Annotated in this window: 16 protein-coding genes; 3 read left to right on the forward strand and 13 right to left on the reverse strand. The window is 67.4% G+C overall.

Annotated features, from left to right (window positions below; all coding sequences use genetic code 11):
* Window positions 1-184: 184 nt before the first annotated feature.
* Together DWG18_RS05585 and DWG18_RS05590 are read left to right on the forward strand one after the other, a co-directional pair.
* Window positions 185-1,867 (forward strand): long-chain fatty acid--CoA ligase, encoded by a 1,683-nt coding sequence (locus tag DWG18_RS05585; protein WP_115646151.1) that lies wholly within the window; start codon window positions 185-187, stop codon window positions 1,865-1,867.
* Between the two features lie 151 nt (window positions 1,868-2,018).
* Window positions 2,019-2,885: a crotonase/enoyl-CoA hydratase family protein gene (locus DWG18_RS05590; protein ID WP_115646153.1), complete on the forward strand. Its 867-nt coding sequence runs from the start codon at window positions 2,019-2,021 to the stop codon at window positions 2,883-2,885.
* Window positions 2,886-2,888: 3 nt separating this feature from the next.
* On the opposite strand, the gene DWG18_RS05595 is transcribed toward DWG18_RS05590, so the two are convergent.
* From DWG18_RS05595 to dapB, 13 genes are all read right to left on the reverse strand, one after another.
* A complete protein-coding gene (locus DWG18_RS05595) occupies window positions 2,889-5,060 on the reverse strand; it encodes an ATP-binding protein (protein WP_115646155.1) in 2,172 nt (723 codons plus the stop codon).
* Window positions 5,057-6,109, reverse strand: a complete 1,053-nt coding sequence (locus DWG18_RS05600) for an HD domain-containing phosphohydrolase (protein ID WP_115646157.1) — start codon at window positions 6,107-6,109, stop codon at window positions 5,057-5,059. Before DWG18_RS05600 ends, DWG18_RS05595 begins: the two co-directional genes overlap by 4 nt.
* Window positions 6,110-6,237: 128 nt before the next feature.
* Window positions 6,238-7,755, reverse strand: a complete 1,518-nt coding sequence (lysS, locus tag DWG18_RS05605) for a lysine--tRNA ligase (RefSeq protein WP_115646159.1) — start codon at window positions 7,753-7,755, stop codon at window positions 6,238-6,240.
* 105 nt (window positions 7,756-7,860) lie between these two features.
* Window positions 7,861-8,989, reverse strand: a protein-coding gene (prfB, locus tag DWG18_RS05610) for a peptide chain release factor 2 (RefSeq protein ID WP_115646161.1) whose coding sequence is annotated in 2 segments (ribosomal slippage) — window positions 7,861-8,913 and window positions 8,915-8,989 — 1,128 coding nt in all. Because the reading frame shifts where the segments join, the coding sequence is not laid out codon by codon here.
* 106 nt (window positions 8,990-9,095) lie between these two features.
* On the reverse strand, window positions 9,096-9,731 hold the full coding sequence (locus tag DWG18_RS05615) for a YkvA family protein (RefSeq protein ID WP_115646163.1): 636 nt from the start codon (window positions 9,729-9,731) through the stop codon (window positions 9,096-9,098).
* A gap of 98 nt (window positions 9,732-9,829) precedes the next feature.
* Window positions 9,830-11,566 carry a single-stranded-DNA-specific exonuclease RecJ gene (recJ, locus tag DWG18_RS05620; RefSeq protein ID WP_115646165.1) on the reverse strand — a complete coding sequence of 579 codons (1,737 nt, stop codon included), beginning with the start codon at window positions 11,564-11,566 and terminating at the stop codon, window positions 9,830-9,832.
* Complete coding sequence (locus DWG18_RS05625; RefSeq protein WP_115646166.1) at window positions 11,563-12,510, reverse strand: phosphoglycerate mutase; 948 nt, start codon at window positions 12,508-12,510, stop codon at window positions 11,563-11,565. Before DWG18_RS05625 ends, recJ begins: the two co-directional genes overlap by 4 nt.
* A gap of 3 nt (window positions 12,511-12,513) precedes the next feature.
* Window positions 12,514-12,990 carry a transcription elongation factor GreA gene (greA, locus tag DWG18_RS05630; protein ID WP_115646167.1) on the reverse strand — a complete coding sequence of 159 codons (477 nt, stop codon included), beginning with the start codon at window positions 12,988-12,990 and terminating at the stop codon, window positions 12,514-12,516.
* 140 nt (window positions 12,991-13,130) lie between these two features.
* The gene (carB, locus tag DWG18_RS05635; RefSeq protein WP_115646169.1) at window positions 13,131-16,373 is read right to left on the reverse strand and encodes a carbamoyl-phosphate synthase large subunit; all 3,243 of its coding nucleotides are present in this window, start codon (window positions 16,371-16,373) and stop codon (window positions 13,131-13,133) included.
* 7 nt (window positions 16,374-16,380) lie between these two features.
* Window positions 16,381-16,767 (reverse strand): hypothetical protein, encoded by a 387-nt coding sequence (locus DWG18_RS05640; protein ID WP_115648055.1) that lies wholly within the window; start codon window positions 16,765-16,767, stop codon window positions 16,381-16,383.
* A 56-nt stretch (window positions 16,768-16,823) separates the two neighbouring features.
* Window positions 16,824-17,387, reverse strand: a complete 564-nt coding sequence (locus DWG18_RS05645; RefSeq protein WP_115646170.1) for a hypothetical protein — start codon at window positions 17,385-17,387, stop codon at window positions 16,824-16,826.
* Window positions 17,384-18,508 carry a glutamine-hydrolyzing carbamoyl-phosphate synthase small subunit gene (gene carA / locus DWG18_RS15240; protein WP_162823731.1) on the reverse strand — a complete coding sequence of 375 codons (1,125 nt, stop codon included), beginning with the start codon at window positions 18,506-18,508 and terminating at the stop codon, window positions 17,384-17,386. The genes DWG18_RS05645 and carA overlap by 4 nt, the downstream gene beginning before the upstream one ends.
* Before the next feature lie 177 nt (window positions 18,509-18,685).
* Window positions 18,686-19,396, reverse strand: a complete 711-nt coding sequence (dapB, locus tag DWG18_RS15245) for a 4-hydroxy-tetrahydrodipicolinate reductase (protein ID WP_162823732.1) — start codon at window positions 19,394-19,396, stop codon at window positions 18,686-18,688.
* Window positions 19,397-19,477: 81 nt separating this feature from the next.
* Between dapB and DWG18_RS05655 the strand changes: the two genes are divergently transcribed.
* Complete coding sequence (locus DWG18_RS05655) at window positions 19,478-20,167, forward strand: 2OG-Fe(II) oxygenase (protein WP_115646172.1); 690 nt, start codon at window positions 19,478-19,480, stop codon at window positions 20,165-20,167.
* Window positions 20,168-20,353 lie beyond the last annotated feature (186 nt).

Consider the following 20,353-nt stretch of genomic DNA (forward strand, 5'->3'; position numbering starts at 1 on the left):
GCATTCGTTGCGAATCCACGGTCGTGGCCGCTGAGCGGTACAGAATCCGTCGCCGGCACCGATCACTTTTTCGTTGCACCGCGCCTTGCGACGCCCGCGAGGGCTATGCTCCAATCCGGCGACCGTACGGGCCCGAATCCGCACGGACCTACTGCAGAAATCGCGAAGAAAAAGGGGAATTCGCATGACGCAAGACCGGCCCTGGCTGGCGAGCTATCCCGCCGGTGTTCCGGCCGAGGTCGACGTGGATGAATACCCGTCGATCGTGTCCGTCCTGCAGAGCGCGATCGCGAAATATCGCGAGCGCCCCGCTTTCTCCAGTCTCGGCAAGACGATCACGTATGCCGAAGTCGACGCGCTGAGCGCGCGCTTCGCGGCATACCTGCTCGGTGAGCTCAAGCTCAAGCGCGGTGATCGCGTCGCGATCATGATGCCGAACTGCCTGCAGTATCCGATCGCGCTGTTCGGCATCCTGCGCGCAGGCCTGACAGTGGTGAATGTCAATCCGATGTACACCGCGCGCGAACTGCGTCATCAGCTCGAGGATGCGGGCGCCGTCGCGATCCTCGTGATGGACAACTTCGCGCACACCGTGCAGGAAGTGCTGCACGACACACCGGTCAAGCACGTCATCACCACCGCGCTCGGCGACTGCCTCGACTTCCCGAAGCGCAAGGTCGTCAACTTCGTGGTCCGCTACGTCAAGAAGATGGTGCCGGACTACGATATTCCGCACGCCATCCGTTTCAACGACGTCATCGACGCGGGCGCGAAACTCGCGTTCAACGATGCCGACATCGACATCGAGCCCGAAGACATCGCGTTCCTGCAGTACACCGGCGGCACGACCGGCGTCGCCAAGGGCGCGATGCTCACGCACCGCAACCTCGTCGCGAACATGCAGCAGGCGGCCGCGTGGATCGGCACGAACGTGCGTTACGGCGAAGAGACCATCATCACTGCGTTGCCGCTGTATCACATCTTCGCGTTGACGGCGAACGGTCTCGTCTTCATGAAGTTCGGTGGTTTGAACCACATGATCACGAACCCGCGTGACATGCCCGGCTTCGTCAAGGAACTGAGCAAGGTTCGCTTCACTGCGATCACGGGCGTCAACACGCTGTTCAACGGCCTGCTCAACACGCCGGGCTTCGACGCGATCGACTTCTCCAGCCTGCGCATGACGCTGGGCGGCGGCATGGCGGTTCAGCGCGCGGTCGCCGAACGCTGGAAGCAGGTCACGGGCTGCACGTTGGTCGAGGCGTACGGCCTCACTGAAACGTCGCCGGCCGCGTGCATCAACCCGATGGACCTCAAGGACTACAACGGCGCGATCGGCCTGCCGATTCCGTCGACGGATGCCTGTCTGAAGGACGACGACGGCAAGATCATGCCCGTCGGCGAGATCGGCGAGCTGTGCATCAAGGGCCCGCAGGTGATGCGCGGCTACTGGAACCGTCCCGAAGAGACCGCGAAGGTCATCGATGCCGACGGCTGGCTGCACACCGGCGACATGGCGCGGATGGACGAGAAGGGGTTCTTCTACATCGTCGATCGCAAGAAGGACATGATCCTCGTCTCCGGCTTCAACGTGTATCCGAACGAAGTCGAGGACGTCATCGCGATGATGCCGCAGGTACTGGAAGTCGCGGCGGTCGGCGTGCCGGACGAGAAGTCCGGCGAAGCGGTGAAAGTCGTAATCGTTCCGAAGGATCCGTCGCTTACGGCCGAACAGGTGATGGCGCATGCGCGCGAAAACCTGACGGGTTACAAGCGCCCGCACTACGTCGAGTTCCGCAAGGAATTGCCGAAGACGAACGTCGGCAAGATCCTGCGTCGCGAGTTGCGGGATACCGTTCCGGCCTGACGGATTTCCAACGCTTTCAGCATCGACAGGCCCGCTTCGGCGGGCCTGTCTTTTGCATGCGGGAGCGGGGTGTAGGATCGCCTGGTGGGCACCACCTGATCGCCCGCGCCCACCAGCCTCCGCGGGCGGTTCCCCTTCGAGGACCCGCAGAATGAGCACGATCGAATCGTTGCACCGTGCCCGCCTCCATCCGACCGTACGGGTGGACTCCGATGCCCACGGTGCTGGCGACTGGCTGTACATGCATGCCGACCACGCCACCGGCATCCGCCCCTGTTTCCGCACTGAGCTGATGCACGACATGTGGTCGATGCTGTCGGAGGTCGCAGGCGCGCCCCTACCCGCCTCCGCCAGTCCGCTGCGCCACGTCGTGCTCGCATCCGACGCGCCGGGCGCGTTCAACCTCGGCGGTGACCTCGCACTGTTCGCGAGCCTGATCCGCCAGGGCGATCGCGATGGGCTGATGAACTACGCGACGCGCTGCGTCGACGGCGTGCACCTGCTCCACGACGGCCTGGGGGGCGACGTGCGCACGATCGCGCTGGTGCAGGGCGACGCGCTGGGCGGTGGCATGGAGCTCGCGCTGGCCTGCCAGGTCATCGTCGCCGAGGAAGGCACCGAGATGGGCTTGCCGGAGGTGCTGTTCGGCCTGTTCCCGGGCATGGGCGCGTACTCGTTCCTGAGCCGCCGCGTGGCGCCGCACCAGGCCGAGCGCCTGATCCTCGAAGGCCGCATCGTGCCGGTCGAGGAACTGCATCGCATGGGCATCGTCGACGTGGTGGCGCCGAAGGGCGAAGGCGAGCGTGTGGTGCGCGAGCTGATCCGCCAGGAACAGCGGGCCCCGCATGCGCATCTCGCACTCAATCGCGTGCGTCGCGCAGCGAATCCGGTGAGCTACCAGGAGCTGATCGACATCACGGCGATCTGGGTGGATGCCGCGTTGAAGCTCGACGACCGCTCGCTGCGCACGATGGAGCGGATTGTCCGCGCGCAGGCGAAGCGTTCGGCCGCGCGCTGACGGTTAGTCCGATCGCGACGCAGGATCGCTTCGCTCGCCGCGGTTCCGCCGCGCTGCGAGGATGTCGCGTCCCTGCGTCAGGCGTTCCCGCAGGCTGTCGAGGCGCAGCCGCCATTCGCGGGAAAGCTGCCAGTCCGGCAGGCGCATCATCTCGCCCGCGAGCAGCGAGAGCCGGACGAGGCCGACATTGCCCGCCACGCCCTTCACGGCGTGGGCGTGCTCGCGTACGTTGCTCCAGTCACCCCGCATCGCGCAGTCTTCCAGCAGCGCGATGCTGCGTTCGGCGTCGGCGAGGCACTCGCTGGTGAACTCGCGTTCGAACGCATCGCCCATGCCGATCGAGGCGAGTTCGTCGAGGACGGCAGGATCGAACACGGTGTCATCGCCCCGCTCCACCGGCGCCGCCGGCTTGGCGGGACGCACCGTCGCCGCATCGCGTTCGGCGATGTCGGCGAGTACGTCGAGAAGCTTGGTGGTGGATACGGGCTTGGCGAGGAAGCCCCAGGCACCGGCGTCGTGACAGGCCTGTATGGCCGCCGGCGTCACGTCGGCGCTGAGGATGACGACCGGCGTACGGGTCGTGCCCCCCGCTTCCATCATCCGCAGGTGCCGCAGCATGTCGACGCCGCTCATGCCGGGCATGTGCAGGTCGCAGATCACCAGATCGAAATGGGATTCGGCGAGGAGGTCCAGGACCTCCTCCGCGCCATCGACGCAGGTCGAGCGATGGCCGGCCTTCTGCAGCAGGCGCTGCAGCACCATGCGGTTGGCGGCGTTGTCGTCGGCGACGAGCACGTGCAGGCCACGGACGCGGGCGCGGTGACGCAGGAACGGATTGCTGAACGCGATGACGTTCTCGCCCAGCGTGGTGGTGTCGGCGTTCTCGACGCGCGCGCCTTCGGCGACCGGCGCGGTCGGAACGGCGGCCGTGTGGAACGGCAGCTGGACCCAGAAGCGCGTGCCCTCGCCTTCTGTGCTTTCGAAACCGATCGTGCCGCCCATCGCCTCGGTGAGGCCCTTGGCAATCGTGGTGCCCAGGCCGGTGCCGCCGTAGCGCCGCGCCAGCCCGACGTCGGCCTGCTCGAATGCGTCGAACAGGCGGCGACGCATGGCCGTCGGAATGCCGATGCCGGTGTCGACCACCGTGAAGCGCAGCCGCGTGTGCTGGGTGTCCTGCAGCGTGCATTCGACATGCACGGTCACCGAGCCGCGGTCAGTGAACTTGACGGCGTTGCCGACCAGGTTGATCAGCACTTGCCGCACGTGCGCCGCGTCGCCGACCACGCGGGCCGGCACGTCCTCGCCGACCACCACGCCATAGTCGAGATGCTTGGCGCGTGCCTGCGGTTCGAGGATGAGACCGACGCCCGCCAGCAGCTCGCGCACGTCGAAATCGGCCGTGTGCAACTTGAGCTTGCCCGCCTCGATCGCGGAGATGTCGAGCACGTCCTCGACGAGCCCCATCAGCGTGCGCGTCGAGGCCTGGATGGTGCCCAGGCATTCGCGCTGCTCGGCGTCGAGGTCCGTTGCAGCCAGTACCTCGGTCATGCCCGCGAGGCCGTTCAACGGCGTACGGAACTCATGCGACATGTTGGCGAGGAAGCGGCTCTTGGCCTCGTTCGCACGACGCGCCTCTTCGGTGGCGCGGGTCAGCGCGGCGAGCAGGCTGGTGAGGTACATCGGAATCGCGATCAGGCCGACGAGCAGACCCACGCCCAGCGGCAGGTTCGATTGCCAGTATGGCGATTTCGCGAGGACCAGCCCGAACGATCCGGCCGCCGCGGCGACGGCGCCATTGAGGTAGCGACGCCCGAAGCGCAGGCCGTTGCCGACCGTCACCCACATGATGAGCACATAGACCCAGGCGATCGGCTCGCCCATGCGGATCATCGCCGCGGCCATCAGGCCGTAGTCCGCGGCCATGCCGACCAGGCGACGTGCGTGGTTCTTCGATGGCGAGACGTAGAGCCAGGCGAGGATCGCCGCGCCGATGACGAAGCCGGCCATGGTCATCGCCATGACGTCGTAATACGCGGCGGAGTGCGCGTCGTGCGGACCGATCAGCAGGTAGGCCAGCACCACGGCCAGCGCACCGATCCGCACCAGCGCCTGTCCATGCTCGCTGTCCTCGCGGGCGGCGAAACGCTGGCGGACGTGGCGCAGCGCGGCGATCACGTCGGCTGCCCGTTCGGGTAGCGGTAGGTCTCGCAGAGCGCTTCGAGCTGGCGGCGTGCCGAGACCAGCACCTGCACGCATTGCGGATCGAACAGGCGTCCGCGCTGCGCATAGAGGTGCGCGAGCGCGGCATCGATCTCCCACTCGTGCTTGTACGGCTGCTCGGAGATCAGCGCGTCGAACACGTCGGCGACGGCGACGATGCGTGCCTCGATCGGGATCGCCTCACCGGCGAGGCCATGCGGATAGCCGCTGCCGTCGAAGCGCTCGTGATGGCTGAGCGCGACGCGTGCGGCCAGTTCGAGGAACGGCGTGCCGCTGCCCGACAGCAGGTCATGACCGATCTCCGGATGTCGACGCACCAGTGCCATCTCTTCGTCGGAAAGCGGGCCGGGCTTGTGCAGCACGGCGTCGGGCAGCGCGATCTTGCCGATGTCGTGCAGCGGAGTCGCCTGCTCGAGCAGGCTGACCTCGTCGTCGAACAGGCCCACGCCCCGCGCGATCATGCCGGCGACCGCCGCCATGCGCTGCAGGTTCGGATGCGTGCCACCGTCGCGATATTCGATCGCGCGGGCCAGGCGCGTCAGCATCTGCCGCTCGCGATCGGCGATCTGCGCGAGCGTCGTCTGCAGGCGGTGTTCCAGCGACAGCGCGCGCTGCTTCACGTTCTCCGACTGCTGCCGAAGCTGCAGCAGGTTGCGGCAACGGGCACGAAGCTCGCGCGGGCGGACGGGCTTGACGAGGAAATCGATGACGCCGGCGTCGAGTGCGGCCTGGCGGATCGGCTCGTCGCCCACCACCGTCACGAGGATGATCGGGATGTCCCGGTGGCGCGGGAGACGACGGAAGCGGCGCGCGAACTCCAGCCCGTCGATGCCGGGCATGCGGTAGTCGAGCAGCAGCAGGTCGGGGTCGTTCGAGGCGCACCAGTCCAGCGCGGCCTGCGGCTCGCCGAAATCGTGGACGCTCAGCTCGGCGCCGATGTCCTCGATGATGTGGCGCAGCATGGTGCGTGCGCTGGTCTGGTCATCGACGATGACGACATTCATTGGACCATCCGTTGGCGAGGGACCGGTACGGCGGCTGTGGGGCCGAGGATAGCGCGACACCACCACCACCGTGGCACCGCGCCTGCTCCTCGTCTATCGGCCGCTGAACGGGCGTACTTGAGTTCCGGTCAGCCGGCCTGCTCCGGCCGCATGTACGGAAACAGCAGGACATCGCGGATGGAGGCCCGATCCGTGAGCAGCATCACGAGGCGGTCGATGCCGATCCCGAGGCCGCCGGTCGGTGGCAGGCCGACTTCCAGCGCACGGATGTAATCGGAGTCGTAGTGCATCGCCTCGTCGTCCCCGCCCTCCTTCGCGTCGACCTGCGCCTGGAAGCGCGCGGCCTGATCCTCGGGGTCGTTCAGCTCGGAGAAGCCGTTCGCCAGCTCCTTGCCGCCGACGAACAGCTCGAAGCGGTCGGTGAGCTCCGGGTCGACATCGTTCGCGCGGGCCAGCGGGCTGACCTCGACCGGGTGGTCGGTGATGAAGGTCGGCTGCACCAGCGTGTGCTCGACCGTCTTCTCGAAGATCTCCAGCAGCAACTTGCCCCAGCCGTAGGACGGCTTGATCTGGATCCGCAGGCGCGCGCAGTGCTGGCGCATCTTTTCCAGGTCGCGCAGATCCTCGCGTGCGATGTCCGGGTTGTGCTCGAGCACCGCGTCGGTCATCGACCAGCGGCGGAAGCGCGGACCGAGATCGATCGGGGCGCCCTCCCATTCGATCGACGTCGTGCCCAGCACGTCCTGCGCGCAATGACGGATCACGTCTTCCGTCAGGTCCATGATCTCGGTGTACGTGGCGTAGGCCTCGTACAGCTCGAGCATCGTGAACTCGGGGTTGTGCCGCGTCGACACGCCCTCGTTGCGGAAGTTGCGATTGATCTCGTAGACGCGCTCGAGGCCACCGACGACGAGGCGCTTGAGGTACAGCTCCGGCGCGACGCGCAGGTACAGCTCGAGATCCAGCGCGTTGTGATGCGTGACGAACGGCTTCGCCGTCGCGCCGCCGGGGATGTAATGCATCATCGGCGTCTCGACTTCGAGGAAGCGGCGCGCGTCGAGCCACGCACGCATCGCACGGATGATCTTGCTGCGCTTGACGAACACGTCGCGCGATTCCGGCGTCACGATCAGGTCGACGTAACGCTGGCGGTAGCGCTGTTCGATGTCGGCCATGCCGTGGAACTTGTCCGGCAACGGACGCAGCGCCTTGGTCAGCAGGCGCAGCGTGGTCGCCTTGATCGACAGCTCGCCGGTGCGGGTACGCGTGAGCTCGCCTTCGACGGCGACGATGTCGCCGAGGTCGAGGTTCTTGAACACGTCGAACGCATCGCCGAGCAGGTCCTTCTTCAGCCAGAGCTGCACGCGGCCCGACTCGTCCTGGATCTGCGCGAAGCCGGCCTTGCCCATATCGCGCTTGAGCAGCACGCGCCCGCCGAGGGCGACACGACGCGGCTCGGCCTCGAATGCTTCCGCTGTCCAACGTTCGGCGTCCGCGAATTCCGCCTGCAGGTCACCCGCGTAGTGCGCGCGCTTGAAGTCGTTCGGAAACGCGATGCCGCCTTCGCGAAGCTGCGCGAGTTTGGCGCGACGCTCGGCGATCAGGAAGTTCTCGTCGGTCGGCGGCGTGGCGGTGGTGTCGGTCATGAGGTTCGCTGCGGAGGTCCGGCGCGGGCCGGTGGGTCGTTCAGAAAGGGATGGACGCGATCGTAGCGGGCAACGCGCCCCTGCGAGCGGCAGGGGCGCGGCGGATCAGGCGGCGTCGGTGCGTTTGGCGCCGACTTCGAGGCCGGCCTTGAGGCTCGCTTCGACGAACTCGTCGAGATCGCCGTCGAGCACCTTCTGCGTATCGCTGCGCTCGATGCCGGTACGCAGATCCTTGATGCGGCTCTGGTCGAGCACGTAGTTGCGAATCTGGCTGCCCCAGCCGATGTCGGACTTGGTCGCTTCGACCGCATCCCGCTCGGCGTTGCGCTTCTGTATCTCCAGCTCGTAGAGCTTGGCGGCGAGCATCTTCATCGCGTTGTCGCGGTTCTGGTGCTGGCTGCGCCCGGTCTGGCAGGCGACGACAATGTTGGTCGGAATGTGCGTGATGCGCACCGCCGACTCGGTCTTGTTGACGTGCTGGCCGCCAGCGCCCGAGGAGCGATACACGTCGGTTCGCAGGTCCGCCGGGTTGATCTCGATGTCGATGTTGTCGTCGATCTCCGGCGACACGAACACGGACGTGAAGCTCGTATGGCGGCGGTTGTCCGAATCGAACGGCGACTTGCGCACCAGGCGGTGCACGCCGGTTTCGGTCTTCAGCCAGCCGTACGCGAAATCGCCTTCGACACGCAGCGTCGCCGACTTGATGCCCGCGACGTCGCCGCCGCTGGCTTCCATCAGTTCGGTCTTCCAGCCGCGCGATTCGCACCAGCGCAGGTACATGCGCAGCAGGATCTCGGCCCAGTCCTGGGCTTCGGTGCCGCCGGCGCCCGCCTGGATGTCGACGAACGCATTCGCGCTGTCCATCTTCCCGGAGAACATGCGGCGGAATTCGAGCTGCTCGACGTCCTTCGCGTAGCGCTCCACGTCATCGACCACCGCCTTCGCGGTGTCTTCGTCGTCCTCCATCTCGGCGAGTTCGAGCAACTCGTTCGCACCGACGAGGCCGTCGGTGAGGTTGCGGATGCCGTTGACGACCTTGTCCAGCGAGGACCGCTCGCGGCCCAGCGCCTGCGCGCGTTCGGCGTCGTTCCACACGTCGGGGCTTTCGAGCTCCCGGTTTACTTCTTCGAGACGTTCGACCTTGTGGTCGTAGTCAAAGGTACCCCCTAAGCGAATCGAGCCGGCCCCGGAGGTCGGCGATGCGCTGGCGGACGGGATTGAGCTCGATCATGTCCGGTCTGATGCGATCAAAGGAACCGGCGATTCTACCAATGCCGGCGCCGTCCGACGCCGCGGGCGGCGCGACCGGACGGCGCGCCGTCTCGCAATTTTCAGCTTCAGCGGAAGCGGAAGCTGCCGCCGCGGCTCACCGGCGCGTAGGGCCGGATCGGCCCGTAGCCGCTGCTGCTGCCATAGCCGGTGCCGAAGCCGCTGCCGAAGCCGCCGTTGAAGTCGCGGGAGCGGCGGTTGCGCATGCGTTCCTGGAGCTCGGTGCGGCGCACGTCGAGCCAGTCCGTCCGGCCCACCCGGCCGGGCTCGAGGCCACGACGCTCGGCTTCGCGATCACGGAATTCGCAGAAATCGTCGTAGGCGTCGAGCTCGTGCCGCAGTTCGCGCGCGCACAGCTCGATCATGATCGCGTCGTCGAGGAAGCCCAGCACCGGGATCGTGTCGTGGATCGCGTCGTAGGCCGAGGCGAAATAGACCAGCGCCGCACGGACGTTCGCCGCGTCCTCCTCGCCCAGCGCCCAGCCCTCGTCACCCATCATCGCGATCAGGCGTTCCAGCACGACCAGGCGATCCTGCACGTACTCCGGCGGATTGCTGTTGCGCGCCTGCGTGAGCATGTCCGTCGCGGCACTCAGCACCTGCGCGTTGGTCAGGTTGGCGCCACGCTGACGCGCGATGTCGGCGGCGCGCGCAAAGTGCTTGAGGTCATCGTCCGACAGGTCGATGTTGACGGTCAGCGGCATCGCACATCTCCGGGAGTGGCGCCCGGATGCAGGTTATGGGATGCCCCGGAGCCCCGCCAATTGCCCCTTGGGGCATCCGGCGTGCCTTTGCGTCCGCGTCAGCGTGCGTGTTCGCGATGCGTGACGACGAGCTGGATCGCATCGCCGCCGCGGTAGTCGTCCGGTTCCAGCCTGTAGGCGATGCGCACGCGGTCCGGTGGCGGCGTGCCGCGCCAGCCACCGAACTCGATCGCGTTCAGCCGCAGCCCTGCGAGCCCGAGTTCCAGCTTGAGATGGCGCTCGCCGACGACGCGCCAGTTCAGCACGTCGAACTCGCCATCGAATTGCGGCTCCGGAAATGCCTGGCCCCACGGCCCGCCATCGCGCAGGGCGTCGGCGCAGCGGCGCCCGAATTCGCCGGGCTCGAGTTCACCGTCGCTGAGGATTTCAGCCTGCAGCAGGTCCGGTGTGAGCAGCGGCGCTGCCACATCCTGCATCGCGCTCGAGAACTCCGCGAATCGATCGACGCGCAGGCTCAGCCCGGCCGCCATCGCATGGCCGCCAAAGCGGTCGACCAGCGACGGGCGACGCGACGACACCAGCGCCAGCGCATCACGGATGTGGAAGCCCGGCACCGAACGCGCAGAGCCGCGCAGCAGGTCCGAGCCCGGCGATGAGGGCGCGAACGCGAACACCGGGCGATGCAGGCGTTCCTTGATCTTCGACGCGACCAGGCCGACGACGCCCGGATGCCATTCGTCGTCGAACAGGCAGATCGCGTGCGGCAGCTCGCCGCCGGGCAACTCGACACGCGCGAGCGCACGCTCGGCTTCATCGATCATCTGCTGCTGCACCGCGCGGCGCTCGCCGTTGATCTCGTTGAGCAGCTGCGCGATTTCGCGGGCGCGCGACAGGTCGTCGGTGAGCAGGCATTCGATGCCGAGCGCCATGTCCTCCAGTCGACCCGCCGCATTGATGCGCGGCGCGACGGCGTAGCCGATGTCGGCGGCGCCGAGTCGCGCGAGTTCGCGTTGCGACACCTCGACCAGCGCACGCAGCCCCGCGCAGACCTGCCCCGCGCGCATGCGTCGCAGGCCGGCACCGACGAGCGCGCGATTGTTCGCGTCGAGCGGCACGAGGTCGGCGACGGTGCCCACGGTGACCAGATCGAGCAGTTGCGTGAGATCCGGCTCCTCGGGCGGCAGCCGCCCCTGCTCGCGCAAATGGCGACGCAATGCGAGCAGCACGTAGAAGATGACACCGACGCCCGCGAGCGCCTTGCTCGCGAAACCATCCGCGCGCATGTTCGGATCGACGATCGCATCGGCCGGCGGCAGCGCTTCGCCCGGCAGATGGTGGTCGGTGACGAGTACCTTCCAGCCCCTGCCCTTCGCCGCGCTCACGCCCGCATGGCAGGCGATGCCGTGATCGACGGTGACGACGAGATCGGGCTGCATCGGCGCAAGCTCGTCCACCATCGCCGGCGTCAGGCCGTAGCCGTGGACGATGCGGTTCGGCACCGCGTACGACACGCGCCGGGCGCCCAGCATGCGCAGGCCGCGCACGCCGACCGCACAGGCCGTCGCGCCATCACAGTCGAAATCACCGACGACAACGATATGCGCGTCGTTAGCCATCGCATCCGCCAGCAGGCGCGTCGCCGCATCGAGGCCGCCCATCGCGTCCGGTGCCAGCAGCTGCGCGAGCTTGGGGCGTGCCTGCTCGATCGAACCCGCGCCGCGCATCGCATAGACGCGCGCGAGCACCGGATGCAGGTCGCGCGCCCAGTCGCCCGCAGTGGCGGCGGGGCGTCGCACGAGTCGTGCGGCAGTCGTCCCTGTTCGAAGCTCGCTCATTCGTCGTCGCGTTCGGCGAGGCCGCGCAGTGGGCGCTTCCAGAATCGCAGCGACTGCGACCGGCGGATGTCGAAGCGCTCCCCGTCGGCCCACATCAGGCGTAGCGTGCCGATGCGCTTTGCAGCGACGGCCGCCAGTGCGGGCTCGATCCATGCCTGGCACAGGGCGGCGAAGTTACGGGCCGGACGAAGATCGAAGGCGGCGTCGCCGTCCGGCAGCGACCACATCTCCAGCGGGGCGACGGTCACACCCGCGAGTTGCGCGAACGCACGCACCGTCGGGTCCTGCGAATGGATCGAACCGTATGACGTGCGCACATGATCGGGCAGACGGCCCGCACCCCAGAACCAGATCGAATTGATCGGCGCGAGGCCGCGATTCAGCCGATCCGCATTGATCGGATGGTGATGCAGCAGCACCTGCGCCTCGGACATCAGCGCACGCCAGCGGCGGCCTTCCGGGCCCTGCGGCATCTGCTCGAACAGATCGCTGCCGAGCGCGTCGTCGGGCGACGGAAACGTCGGCAGCGGCGAACCGGGCGCGAGCCGCAGGTACCACGCGTTCGGTCGACCGGCATCGATCGGCATGCCCGCATCGCCGAAGAGCGGACGCAGCGGTCGCAGCAACGCTTCGCTCGCGTCCGCATCGAGACCAAGCATCTCGCCGATAGCCAGCAGTCGCGCACCATTGATGTCGGCGCGCACATAGGCGGGATCGGCGCGCACCCATGAGGCATCGCCCGCGTCACCGCATTCCGCCTGTCGCGTCACCGCCGCCGCGGGCCAGCCGCGCGGCAGCACGTCGAACAAGATCTCGACGCCGGTTGCGGTGATCGCGCGATCCGCGCGGCCGAGCGCACGCGCGACCACGTCGGGCAACAGCTCGCCCGCGAACCGCTGGCGCGACGGCAGGACGAACGTGACGTCGACGGCGCGCGCAGGCATGGCTCAGCCGATGTAGCGGACGCTCACGATCTCGTATTCGCGCGTGCCGCCCGGGGCGTCGATCGTGATCGCGTCGCCCTCGTGCTTCCCGATCAGCGCGCGCGCCACCGGCGACGAGATGGCGATCAGGCCGGCCTTGATGTCGGCTTCGAGGTCGCCAACGATCTGGTAGGTCTTCTGCTCGTCGGTGTCGACGTCCGCAAGCTCGACCGTCGCCCCGAACACGACGCGCGAACCGGCGTTGAGCTTGGTGACGTCGATGACCTCCGCGTGCGACAGCTCGCCCTCGAGCTGCTTGATGCGGCCTTCGATGAAGCCCTGCTGCTCGCGGGCGGCGTGGTACTCGGCGTTCTCCTTGAGGTCGCCATGCGCGCGCGCTTCCGAGATCGCGTTGATCACGGCCGGGCGCTGCACCGACTTCAGGTTCTCGAGTTCGGCGCGCAGACGCAGCGCACCCTTGGCGGTGATCGGAGCTCGCATAAGGATTCCTTGATGGCGACGGCGTCAGGCGCCGGCGCCCGGTTCGATGGGTCGATTGTGCCGCGTCCAGGCCCGAAAACGCAGCCCGCGAAACGCGACCGGCCGCACGCGGCGGCCGGCCGGGCATCACTGTGAATAGATCAGGCGATGCTGGCGTGCAGTTCCTGCAGCGACCAGACCGGGCCGGTGCCCCGGTATTCGAGCGATTGCAGCAGCGCACGCGCACCGGACACCGTCGTCGAATAGGTGACGCGGTGCTGCAGCGCTTCGCGGCGGATGGAGAAGGAGTCCGCGATCGCCTGCCGGCCTTCCGTGGTGTTCACGATGTAGGCGATCTCACCATTCTTGATGAGGTCGACCACGTGCGGGCGGCCCTCGATCACCTTGTTGACGACTTCACACGGCACGCCATTAGCCTGCAGGAAGTCGGCGGTGCCCTTCGTAGCGACCACCGTGTAGCCCCGTGCGACAACTTCGGCCGCAACAGGCAGCACGCGCTGCTTGTCCGGATCGCGCACCGAGATGAACACCTTGCCCGCTGCCGGCAGCGCGCGGATGCCCGCGGCCTCATGCGCACGCGCGATCGCCGCGCCGAAGTTGCGGCCGACGCCCATCACTTCGCCGGTCGAACGCATCTCCGGCCCGAGGATCGGGTCGACGCCCTGGAACTTGGCGAACGGGAAGATCGCTTCCTTGACCGAGAAGTAGTCGGGGACGATCTCCTTCGTCGCGCCCTGCTCCGCCAGCGTCATGCCGGCCATGCAGCGCGCCGCGATCTTCGCCAGCGGCATGCCGATCGCCTTCGACACGAACGGCACGGTGCGCGAGGCGCGCGGGTTCACTTCGAGCAGGAACACGGTGTCGCTGCCGTCGGCTTCGTGCTGGATGGCGAACTGCGTGTTCATCAGGCCGATGACCTTCAGCGCCCGCGCGAGGGCGACGACCTGCTCGCGTAGCTTGTCCTGCGTGGCCGTCGACAGCGAATACGGCGGCAGCGAGCACGAGGAGTCGCCCGAATGCACGCCGGCTTCCTCGATGTGCTCCATGACGCCGCCGATCAGCACGTTGCCATCCTTGTCCGCGATGACGTCGACGTCGACCTCGACCGCGTGGTCGAGGAAGCGGTCGAGCAGCACCGGCGAGTCGTTCGATACCTTGACCGCGTCTCGCATGTAGCGCGCGAGGTCGGAGTCGGCGTGCACCACTTCCATCGCGCGGCCGCCGAGCACGTAGCTCGGGCGCACGACCAAGGGATAGCCGATCTCGCGCGCCAGCGTCAGCGCTTCCTCGGCGCTGCGCGCGGTGCGGTTCGGCGGCTGCTTCAGGCCGAGATCATCGACGAGCTTCTGGAAGCGTTCGCGGTCTTCGGCCAAGTCGATGCTGTCCGGCGAGGTGCCGATTACCGGCACGCCGTTGGCTTCCAGCGCACGCGCCAACTTGAGCGGCGTCTGGCCGCCGTACTGCACGATCACGCCGAACGGCTTCTCGAGATCGACGATCTCCAGCACGTCTTCCAGCGTCAGCGGCTCGAAATAGAGGCGATCCGACGTGTCGTAATCCGTCGACACGGTCTCCGGATTGCAGTTGACCATGATGGTCTCGAACCCGTCCTCGCGCAGCGCGAGCGCCGCGTGCACGCAGCAGTAGTCGAACTCGATGCCCTGCCCGATGCGGTTCGGCCCCCCGCCGAGCACGATGATCTTCTTGCGGCTGGATGGATTGGCTTCGCACTCGTCCTCGTAGGTCGAGTACATGTAGGCCGTCTCTGTCGCGAACTCGCCCGCACAGGAGTCGATGCGCTTGTAGACCGGGCGCACGCCCAACGCCCGGCGCAGCACGCGCACGGCGGCTTCGTCGGTGCCGGTGACCTGCGCGATGCGCGCATCCGAGAAGCCCATGCGCTTGAGCGCGCGCATGCGGCGTGCGTCGAGCGACGCGAGGCCGGCATCGGCCAGTTCGTTCTCCGCCTGCACGATCTCCTCGATCTGGTCGAGGAACCAGCGGTCCACGTGCGACAGCGCATGCACGTCCTCCACGCTCATGCCGGCGCGGAAGGCGTCGCCGATGTGGAACATGCGTTCCGGACCCGGCTCTTTCAGCTCGCGACGCAGCTTCGCGAGATCCTCGGCGTCGGTCAGGTCGAGACCGGTGGGATCGAGGCCGACCTTGCCGGTTTCCAGCCCGCGCAGCGCCTTCTGCATCGATTCCTGGAAGCTCCGCCCCATGGCCATCACCTCGCCCACCGACTTCATCTGCGTGGTGAGGCGCGCGTCGGCCTGCGGAAACTTTTCGAACGCGAAACGCGGGATCTTGGTGACGACGTAGTCGATCGACGGCTCGAACGACGCTGGCGTCTGGCCGCCGGTGATCTCGTTGCGCAGCTCGTCGAGCGTGTAGCCCACGGCGAGCTTGGCGGCGACCTTCGCGATCGGGAAGCCCGTTGCCTTCGACGCCAGCGCCGACGAGCGCGACACGCGCGGATTCATCTCGATCACGACGACCCGACCGTTCTGCGCGTTCACGCCGAACTGGACATTCGAGCCACCGGTATCCACGCCGATCTTCCGCAGCACGGCGATCGACGCGTCGCGCAGGCGCTGGTATTCCTTGTCGGTGAGCGTCTGCGCCGGCGCGACGGTGATCGAGTCGCCGGTGTGCACGCCCATTGCGTCGAAGTTCTCGATCGAGCAGACGATGATGCAGTTGTCCGCCTTGTCGCGGACGACTTCCATCTCGAATTCCTTCCAGCCAAGCACCGATTCCTCGACGAGGATTTCGTGCACAGGCGAAAGCTCGAGGCCGCGCTTGGCGATCTCCTCGAACTCTTCCTTGTTGTACGCGATGCCGCCACCCGTGCCGCCGAGCGTGAAGCTCGGACGGATGATGGTCGGGTAGCCGACGGTCGTCTGGATCTGCACGGCTTCGTCGAAGCTGCGCGCGACCGCGGCCTTCGGGCATTCGAGACCGATCTCCGCCATCGCAACGCGGAACAGCTCGCGGTCTTCCGCCATGCGGATGGCGTCGCGCGACGCGCCGATCAGCTCGACGCCATACTTCTCCAGCACGCCGTTGTCGGCCAGGTCGAGCGCGCAGTTGAGCGCCGTCTGGCCGCCCATGGTCGGCAGCAGCGCGTCGGGCTTTTCCTTGGCGATGATCTTCTCGACCGTCTGCCAGTTGATCGGCTCGATGTAGACCGCGTCCGCCATGTTGGGGTCGGTCATGATCGTCGCAGGATTGCTGTTCACCAGCACGACGCGGTAGCCCTCGTCGCGCAGCGCCTTGCAGGCCTGCGCGCCCGAGTAGTCGAACTCGCACGCCTGTCCGATGACGATGGGGCCCGCGCCGATGATCAGCACGGTCTTGATGTCGGTGCGCTTGGGCATCGTGTCCTCAGTACAGTCGGTTCTGCCACCGCGACGGCGGCAGCCAGGTGATTCGATCCGGATCGGTCGCGTCGACGGCGCCGTGGCGCACGGCGTCGCGGATCGCGGCCTGCATGTCGCTCCAGCTCGTGGCGTTCGCGCCGATGCGCGCGCCGAGCAGGTTGTTGTGCGCGTCCATCGTGCGGGCGCTGTTGCCCTGCCCGCCGCGTTCCATCACGGCGGTGACCCATTCGACGCAGCGTGGTGACGCCGTGTAGGCGACGATCGCGCTCGCGAGCGAGTGGCGGTATGCGTCCGCCGGGCCGTTACGGCCACCCGGAAGATCCGCCTGGAAAAACTGCGCATACGTCGCGGCGAGCACGAACGCGGGATAGACGCCAAGCACCAGCAGCATCGCGATGGCCACGCGGACGCGTCGCCGTAAGATCGAATTGCGGGGCTTGGCGGTCGTCATCGCGAGCCGCTGGTACTCGGCAGGTCGCACGCTGCAATTACGCGATGGGCGAGCGCCTGCGACTCTGCGTCGCTCGCTACGAAACCCGGGATGAGGTCGCCGTCGAGCAACTTCGCGGCGGGGGTCGCCATGAAGTCCAGGATGTCCTTCTGCTCGACCGCGGACAGGCTTGCGGCCTCGGACTGTGCGTCAGGCGAGGTCGCGCCCGAGATAGCCGCGGTTACCGCGCGACCGAAGATGTCCATCCTCTTCTTGCCCCCGGCTGTGCGCGAAAACGCGATCCATGTCTCGATGTTTTCGCCGCTCGCGAAGCCACGACCAAGCGATGCCTGCAGTCGAAGCTCGAATTCTCGCGAGAACCCGCCGACGACACAGGCCCGCTGCGCCGGGGTCCAGACGGTGGCCGCCTCGGCCGGAATCGCCTTGTCGACGACCGCGGGAATTGCAGCGTCGAGGCCTAGCACCGCTTCGATCTGATTGATCTGCGCCGGCGTAGGCTCGCTCGCCGATGCCGAGGCGCTGAGGATCGTCACGAGCGCCGCGACTGCGACTCGCATCATCGAGCCGACTCCATCGCGGTGATGAAGCGATCGAACAACGGTGCAACGTCATGCGGACCGGGACTCGCTTCCGGGTGGCCCTGGAAGCTGAAAGCCGGCGCATCGGTGACGGCGATGCCCTGGTTCGAACCGTCGAACAGCGAGCGATGCGTGACGCGCACGTTCGCCGGAAGCGTCGCCTCGTCGACCGCGAAGCCGTGGTTCTGGCTCGTGATCAGCACGCGCCCGCTGTCGACGTCCTGCACCGGATGGTTCGCTCCGTGGTGGCCGAACTTCATCTTCAGCGTCTTCGCGCCGACGGCGAGACCGAGGATCTGGTGGCCGAGGCAGATGCCGTAGAGCGGCAGCTTGCGCGAGAGGAACTCGCGCGTCGCATCGATCGCATACGTGCACGGCTCCGGATCCCCCGGGCCGTTCGAAAGGAACACGCCGTCTGGATTCATCGCGAACACATCGGCTGCGGGCGTCTGCGCGGGCACGACGGTGATGCGACAACCGCGCGACGCAAGCATGCGCAGAATGTTGAGCTTGATGCCGAAGTCGTAGGCGACGATGTGGAAGCGGCCATCGGTCTGCGCGAACGCATCGGTGTCGAGATCGAGTTCCGTCTCGCGCCATTCGTACGGCGTGCGCGTGCAGACCTCCTTCGCGAGGTCCATGCCCTTGAGGCCGGGGAACTTGCGGGCGGCTTCGATCGCGCGATCGGCATCGATCTCGCCCGCCATCAGCGCGCCGTTCTGCGCACCGCGGTCGCGCAGGATGCGCGTGAGCTTGCGGGTATCGATGTCGGAAATCGTGACCACGCCCTTCGCCGCCAGCCATTCCGGCAGGGAGAGCTGCGAGCGCCAGTTGCTGGGGCGCTTCGGCACATGACGCACGATCAGCCCGGCCGGCCAGACGGTCTTCGCCTCGTCGTCCTTGTCGGTCGTGCCGGTATTGCCGATGTGCGGATAGGTCAACGTGACGATCTGCCGCGCGTACGACGGATCGGTCACCACTTCCTGGTAGCCGGTCATCGCCGTGTTGAACACGACTTCGCCGACGGACAGGCCGGGCGCGCCTACGGAAACGCCCTCGAAGATCGTTCCGTCTTCGAGCGCGAGGATGGCAGGTTGATTCACGGGGGACGCCTGTGCAGCTACGGGATGCCTCGCCGTGCAGGCGCTGGATCGCGGCTGCAGAAAATCGCGGACGCGGTGCGGGACCGGTCCGACGATGGGCTTCAGGCGAGCGGGAATTCTAGACGGCCGGGGCCTCGGGCGCCAGCGGCGGTTTCACGTTTTGCGCTGAAAACGTCGTCAGTCGAGCAGATCGGCGACGCGGTAGGCGCCCGGCGCGCGAGCGTGCAGGCGTCGCGCAACGTGAAGGGCGCCGCGCGCGAAGATGTCGCGATTGGTCGCACGGTGGATCAGCTCGACGCGCTCGCCGGCCGTGGCGAACTGGACCGTGTGCTCACCGACGATGTCGCCCGCACGCAGTGACGCATAGCGCGGCGTTGCGCCACCCGCTTCCGCTCGGGCGCCCAGTGCGAGCGCGGTGCCCGACGGCGCGTCCTTCTTGTGGACGTGATGGGACTCGACGATGTCGCAGTCCCAATGGGCCAGCGCACGCGCGGCGCGTTCGACGAGATCGCCGAGGACGGCAACGCCGAGGCTGAAGTTGGCGGCCCAAACAACGGCAATCGTTTTCGCCGCCGCGTCCAGCGCCGCGCGCTGCGCGTCCGACAGGCCGGTGGTCCCCGACACCAGCGGCACGCCGCGGCGCACGCAGAGATCGAGCACCGGATCGAAGGCCTCCGGCAGGCTGAAGTCGATGGCGACATCGAAGTCCGGGGCGGCGTCGAGCGAAGCAGCGGTGATCGACTGCGCACCCGCCGGGAGGTCCCCGGGGGCGCGGCGCGCCGCGGCCGCCACCACGCGGAGGTCGTCACGCTCCCCAGCGAGTCGCATCAGGGCCTGGCCCATGCGGCCGGAAGCGCCGTGGATCAGCAGTCGGGTCGATTCATTCATCGCGCGCAGGCTAGCGGCCGTCGACCGGTGCGACAAGCGCCGGTGACGCCCTAGAATCATGTCAACACGCACGGAGCCGCCATGGACGCACTGCTCGACATGCACCGCCTGCGGGCGCCGATCGACGGGCGCACCCCCACGCCCTTCCCGCTGTTCGTGCTCGACCGCATGCTGCCGGGCGACGCCACCGACGCACTCGAGGCCGATTTCCCGCGCTACAGCAGCGCCGGCTTCTTTCCGTACGCAGCCGAGGACTGCGGGCCGACGGTGCGCGCGGTCGTCGAGCAGATGACGTCACCCGAATTCGGCGACGCGGTCGGTCGGCAGCTGGGGATCGAGGGGCTGGGCGCCAAACCAACGCTCGCGACGCTGTGCCGCTCGCTCAATCGCCGCCACGGCACGATCCATACCGACAGCCGCTCGAAGGTCGTCACCGCCCTCCTCTATCTCAACCGGGATTGGCCGGCGACCAGCGACGGCTGCCTACGTTTTCTCGCGAAGATCGACGACATCGATGCGCTGGTGGTGCCCGAGGTGCGACCGGTCTACGGCACGCTCGCGGCGTTCAAGCGCGAGGACAACTCCTTCCACGGGCATCTGCCTTTCGAAGGCGAGCGGCGCGTGGTGCAGGTGGCGTGGCTCACCAGCGAGGAGGAGAAACTACGCAAGACCAAGCGCGGCCGGTTCTCACGGGGGCTGAAGTGGTTGCTCGGCGCGCTGGACAAGCGGTTCGGTGCGGGGCGGGCGGATAACGCATCGCATCGGGATTGATTGCCGAAGCGGTCCCGAAGAAGAAAAAGGCGAGCTCGTGGCTCGCCTTTTCTGGTTGGTCCGTTTGAGAGGGTGGCGCGCAGCGGCTCGCTGCCGTCACGTCGCCCGCCCATCGCTAATCGCGATGGTGTTTGAGCCTGCAGGACGCGGAAGGTCGCGCTCGGGCGCTTCTCGTTGCCCTGCCAT

The organism is Lysobacter sp. TY2-98 (assembly GCF_003367355.1).
Classification (GTDB): Bacteria; Pseudomonadota; Gammaproteobacteria; order Xanthomonadales; family Xanthomonadaceae; genus Cognatilysobacter.

Bases quoted from the DNA above. Each gene is read 5' to 3' on its own strand.
- DWG18_RS05585 (WP_115646151.1), top strand. From the start codon at position 185: ATGACGCAAGACCGGCCCTGGCTGGCGAGCTATCCCGCCGGTGTTCCG.
- DWG18_RS05590 (WP_115646153.1), top strand. From the start codon at position 2,019: ATGAGCACGATCGAATCGTTGCACCGTGCCCGCCTCCATCCGACCGTA.
- DWG18_RS05600 (WP_115646157.1), bottom strand. From the start codon at position 6,109: ATGAATGTCGTCATCGTCGATGACCAGACCAGCGCACGCACCATGCTG.
- lysS (WP_115646159.1), bottom strand. From the start codon at position 7,755: ATGACCGACACCACCGCCACGCCGCCGACCGACGAGAACTTCCTGATC.
- DWG18_RS05615 (WP_115646163.1), bottom strand. From the start codon at position 9,731: ATGCCGCTGACCGTCAACATCGACCTGTCGGACGATGACCTCAAGCAC.
- recJ (WP_115646165.1), bottom strand. From the start codon at position 11,566: ATGAGCGAGCTTCGAACAGGGACGACTGCCGCACGACTCGTGCGACGC.
- DWG18_RS05625 (WP_115646166.1), bottom strand. From the start codon at position 12,510: ATGCCTGCGCGCGCCGTCGACGTCACGTTCGTCCTGCCGTCGCGCCAG.
- greA (WP_115646167.1), bottom strand. From the start codon at position 12,990: ATGCGAGCTCCGATCACCGCCAAGGGTGCGCTGCGTCTGCGCGCCGAA.
- carB (WP_115646169.1), bottom strand. From the start codon at position 16,373: ATGCCCAAGCGCACCGACATCAAGACCGTGCTGATCATCGGCGCGGGC.
- DWG18_RS05640 (WP_115648055.1), bottom strand. From the start codon at position 16,767: ATGCTGCTGGTGCTTGGCGTCTATCCCGCGTTCGTGCTCGCCGCGACG.
- DWG18_RS05645 (WP_115646170.1), bottom strand. From the start codon at position 17,387: ATGATGCGAGTCGCAGTCGCGGCGCTCGTGACGATCCTCAGCGCCTCG.
- dapB (WP_162823732.1), bottom strand. From the start codon at position 19,396: ATGAATGAATCGACCCGACTGCTGATCCACGGCGCTTCCGGCCGCATG.
- DWG18_RS05655 (WP_115646172.1), top strand. From the start codon at position 19,478: ATGGACGCACTGCTCGACATGCACCGCCTGCGGGCGCCGATCGACGGG.